This is a genomic window from Phyllobacterium sp. (genome assembly GCF_037994425.1).
In the GTDB taxonomy this organism is placed as follows: Bacteria; Pseudomonadota; Alphaproteobacteria; order Rhizobiales; family Rhizobiaceae; genus Phyllobacterium.
In genome coordinates this window covers 1-3,751 of record NZ_JBBNAM010000323.1, presented here as the reverse complement: position 1 = coordinate 3,751, position 3,751 = coordinate 1, and the positions used below count along the sequence as shown (strand labels likewise).

General features: G+C 59.5%; 5 protein-coding genes. All 5 read left to right on the top strand.

The genetic code is table 11. From position 1 onward, the window contains the following. Positions 1–50 precede the first annotated feature (50 nt). The gene (locus AAAB35_RS21390) at positions 51–809 is read left to right on the top strand and encodes a M48 family metallopeptidase (RefSeq protein WP_340670289.1); all 759 of its coding nucleotides are present in this window, start codon (positions 51–53) and stop codon (positions 807–809) included. Then, a complete protein-coding gene (locus AAAB35_RS21385) occupies positions 809–1,450 on the top strand; it encodes a YdcF family protein (RefSeq protein WP_340670288.1) in 642 nt (213 codons plus the stop codon). The genes AAAB35_RS21390 and AAAB35_RS21385 overlap by 1 nt, the downstream gene beginning before the upstream one ends. Positions 1,451–1,506: 56 nt before the next feature. Continuing rightward, positions 1,507–2,163 carry a phosphoribosylanthranilate isomerase gene (locus tag AAAB35_RS21380; RefSeq protein ID WP_340670287.1) on the top strand — a complete coding sequence of 219 codons (657 nt, stop codon included), beginning with the start codon at positions 1,507–1,509 and terminating at the stop codon, positions 2,161–2,163. A 45-nt stretch (positions 2,164–2,208) separates the two neighbouring features. Next, complete coding sequence (gene trpB / locus AAAB35_RS21375; protein WP_340670286.1) at positions 2,209–3,459, top strand: tryptophan synthase subunit beta; 1,251 nt, start codon at positions 2,209–2,211, stop codon at positions 3,457–3,459. 2 nt (positions 3,460–3,461) lie between these two features. After that, a partial coding sequence (locus AAAB35_RS21370) for a tryptophan synthase subunit alpha (RefSeq protein ID WP_340670285.1) occupies positions 3,462–3,751 on the top strand: 290 nt, incomplete at its 3' end.

The following is a 3,751-nucleotide window of genomic DNA, read 5'->3' as shown; positions in this document are numbered from 1 at the left end:
CCGCTCCTCTTTTGTCTGACGACACCCTTCGAATCAACTAAAGTGCTTGCATGATCCTGTCCCTGTTTCGGAATCCCCCGAAGAAGTCCGCCACTCTAAAGGCTGAACGCAGCTTCGACGTGGCAGGACGCGTGGTGCCGCTGCGCATTATGGAGAACCCGCGTGCCACACGGCTGACTCTACGGATCGATGCCGGCGGCAAGGGGCTGCGCATGACGGTGCCGCCCGGGATACCGGCGCGCGAGATCGACAAATTCCTCGCCCGCCATGAGGGCTGGATCGAGACCCGCATTGCCAAGATGCCGGATCAGCCGAAGGTGCGACCCGGCGTAAAGATTCCGGTGCGTGGGATTCCGCATCTCATCGTGCATGAACCCGCCAAGCGCGGTACGGTCCGACAGGAGGAGGGGCCAGATGGTCCGCTGCTCATAGTTTGCGGTGAGCGGCCGCACCTTTCTCGTCGCGTCGGCGATTTCCTGAAGCGTGAAGCCCGTCGCGATCTCGAAATGCTTGTGGCTCGTCATACCGCCACGGTGGGCCGGCGCGCCAAGGCTGTAAGGTTCAAGGACACCAAAAGCCGCTGGGGCTCGTGCACCTCCGACGGGACGCTTTCCTTTTCCTGGCGAATCATGATGGCGCCGCCTCCGATCATCAATTATCTCGTTGCCCATGAGGTTGCCCACCTCAAGGAGATGAACCATGGACCGAAGTTCTGGAAGCTATGCGGCGAGCTTTGCCCCGACACCGACCGCTGCAAGGCATGGCTGAAGCGCAACGGTAGCGCATTACAGGCTATCGATTTCAGCTAATGGCGACAGAACTCCCTCCGCCGGTGTTACGAGCCGCCAGGACGCTATGGGAGTACCATCTCATCTATGAGCCATTGTCCGAAGCGGATCTGATTATCGGTTTCGGCAGCTATGACCTTCGGGTAGCCGACCATTGCGCCGAACTGTTTCAAAAGGGTCTTGCTCCGCGGATATTGTTTACCGGCAAATCCGGAAATTGGACCGGCAATCTCTACGAGAGCAGCGAGGCCGAAGCCTTTGCAGCACGTGCAATGAAACTGGGCATACCCGAGGCTTCCATTCTCATCGAACCCCGCGCCACCAATATCGGCGAAAACATCCGCTTTTCGAGGGCCATGGCCGGGGATGACATTCAGCGTGTGGTCATGGTGACCAAACCACAGACACAGCGCCGTGTCCGCGCCACCGCAGCGTCACAGTGGCCCGAAATCGAAACACTCGTAACGGCACCGCCAACGCGTTTCGAAGACCAACCCACCGAAGCCTATCCACTCGAAAACCTGATCAACGAGTTGGTTGGCGACCTGCACCGTATGAGAATTTATCCGCCCAAAGGCTACCAGATAGCGCAATCCATCCCGGCATCTGTCGCGGATGCGTTCGATTTTCTTGTCCGGAAAGGGTATCACCACCATCTGTGACAGAGAGCTGATGCAAAATCCTCGACTTTGGCGCATTTTCATGCGAGTGGCGGGTTATGAGCCTTGATATCAAGATATGCGGATTGAAAACCGACGAAGCAGTTGCCGCTGCCCTCGACGGTGGAGCAACGCATATCGGATTCATTTTCTTCGGCAAGAGCCCACGCAATATCGACCCGGGCGAGGCAGGGCGCTTGCGCCGCGCTGCGCAAGGCAGGGCAAAGGCAGTTGCAGTCACCGTCGATGCCGACGATGCAACTCTCGATGCAATTACCGCCGCCATGACGCCCGACATGCTGCAGCTTCACGGTCATGAGAGCGTTGCGCGCGTTAGGGAAGTCAAGGACCGCTACGGGCTGCCGGTGATCAAGGTTTTCTCACTGCGTGAACGCGGCGATCTCGACCAGATCAAGCCTTATGTCGGCGTCGCCGATCGTCTGATGTTCGATGCAAAGGCACCAGCGGGTTCGGCCTTGCCGGGCGGCAACGGCGTCGCGTTCGATTGGCGGGTTTTGAGTGAACTCGATGGTTCGCTGGACTACATTCTTTCCGGCGGGCTCAATGCCGGCAATGTTGGTGACGCGTTGCGGCTAATGCCTGCCGGCATCGATGTTTCCTCCGGCGTCGAGTCCGCGCCGGGTGTAAAGGATGTCGGACTTATCAAGGAATTTTTCGGGGCCGTGCGTGCTGTCAAAAGTGCCGATGCGGCTTGAGTCGGGCGGTCGCTGGAACGACAGACCCAGGAACGGAGTGGTGCAGTGAACAAGGTGGTTGAGCCCAATTCATTCAAGACAGGCCCCGACGAAGAGGGCATGTTCGGCATTTTCGGCGGGCGCTTTGTCGCCGAAACGCTGATGCCGCTGATCCTTGAACTGCAGCAGGCCTATGACGATGCAAAAAAAGATCCGGCGTTCAAAGCCGAGCTTCAGGCGCTCTCTACGCACTATGCCGGACGGCCATCCAAGCTCTATTATGCCGAGGGCTTGACCCGGCATGTGCGCCAGCTTGCGAAGGATCAGGGCGGTACCGGCGGTGCCAAGATCTATTTCAAGCGCGAAGACCTGAACCATACCGGCAGCCACAAGATCAACAATTGCCTTGGTCAGATCCTGCTCGCCAAGCGCATGGGCAAGACCCGCATCATCGCCGAGACCGGCGCCGGGCAGCATGGTGTTGCATCGGCGACGGTTTCCGCGCGCTTCGGCCTGCCTTGCGTGGTTTACATGGGTGCGACCGACGTTGAGCGGCAGAAGCCGAACGTCTTTCGCATGAAGCTGCTCGGCGCCGAGGTCAAGCCGGTCTCCTCCGGCCATGGCACACTCAAGGACGCGATGAACGAGGCCTTGCGCGACTGGGTCACGAATGTCGAGGACACCTACTACCTGATCGGCACAGCCGCTGGTCCCCACCCCTATCCGGAACTCGTTCGCGATTTCCAGTCGGTCATCGGCATCGAGGCGCGCGCGCAAATCCTCGAACAAGAGGGACGTCTTCCTGATACGATCATCGCGGCGGTTGGCGGCGGCTCCAATGCAATTGGCTTGTTCCACCCCTTCCTTGACGACAAAAGCGTCGAGATCATCGGTATCGAAGCCGGCGGGCGCGGGCTCGACGGCATCGAGCATTGCGCCTCGATGAGCGCAGGCCGTCCCGGCGTACTCCATGGCAATCGCACCTATCTCCTGCAGGACAAGGACGGCCAGATCCTCGATGGACACTCGGTCTCGGCTGGCCTCGACTATCCAGGCGTAGGTCCCGAGCACTCATGGCTGCGCGACACCGGCCGGGTTTCCTATGTGCCGATCCTCGACAACGAAGCGCTCGAAGCGTTCCAGCTGACGACGCGCGTCGAGGGGATAATCCCAGCACTCGAATCTGCGCATGCCATCGCGCATGCCGTGAAGATCGCGCCTCAGATGGGCCAGGACAAGGTCATGATCGTCAACCTTTCCGGCCGGGGGGACAAAGACGTCCATACGGTCGGCAAACTGCTTGGAATGGATATCTGATCATGACGACGCGTATCGACAGTAAGTTCGCCGCACTGAAAGCCGAAGGTCGTCCGGCGCTTGTGACCTATTTCATGGGTGGCGACCCGGATTTCGAGACTTCGCTCAAGATCATGAAGGCGCTGCCGGCATCTGGTTCCGATATCATTGAGCTCGGCGTGCCTTTCTCCGATCCGATGGCTGATGGCCCGGCTATTCAGGCTGCTGGCCTGCGCGCGCTAAAGAAGGGCATGTCCCTGACCAGGACCCTGGAATTGGCGACCCAATTCCGCGCCGGCGACAACACCACACC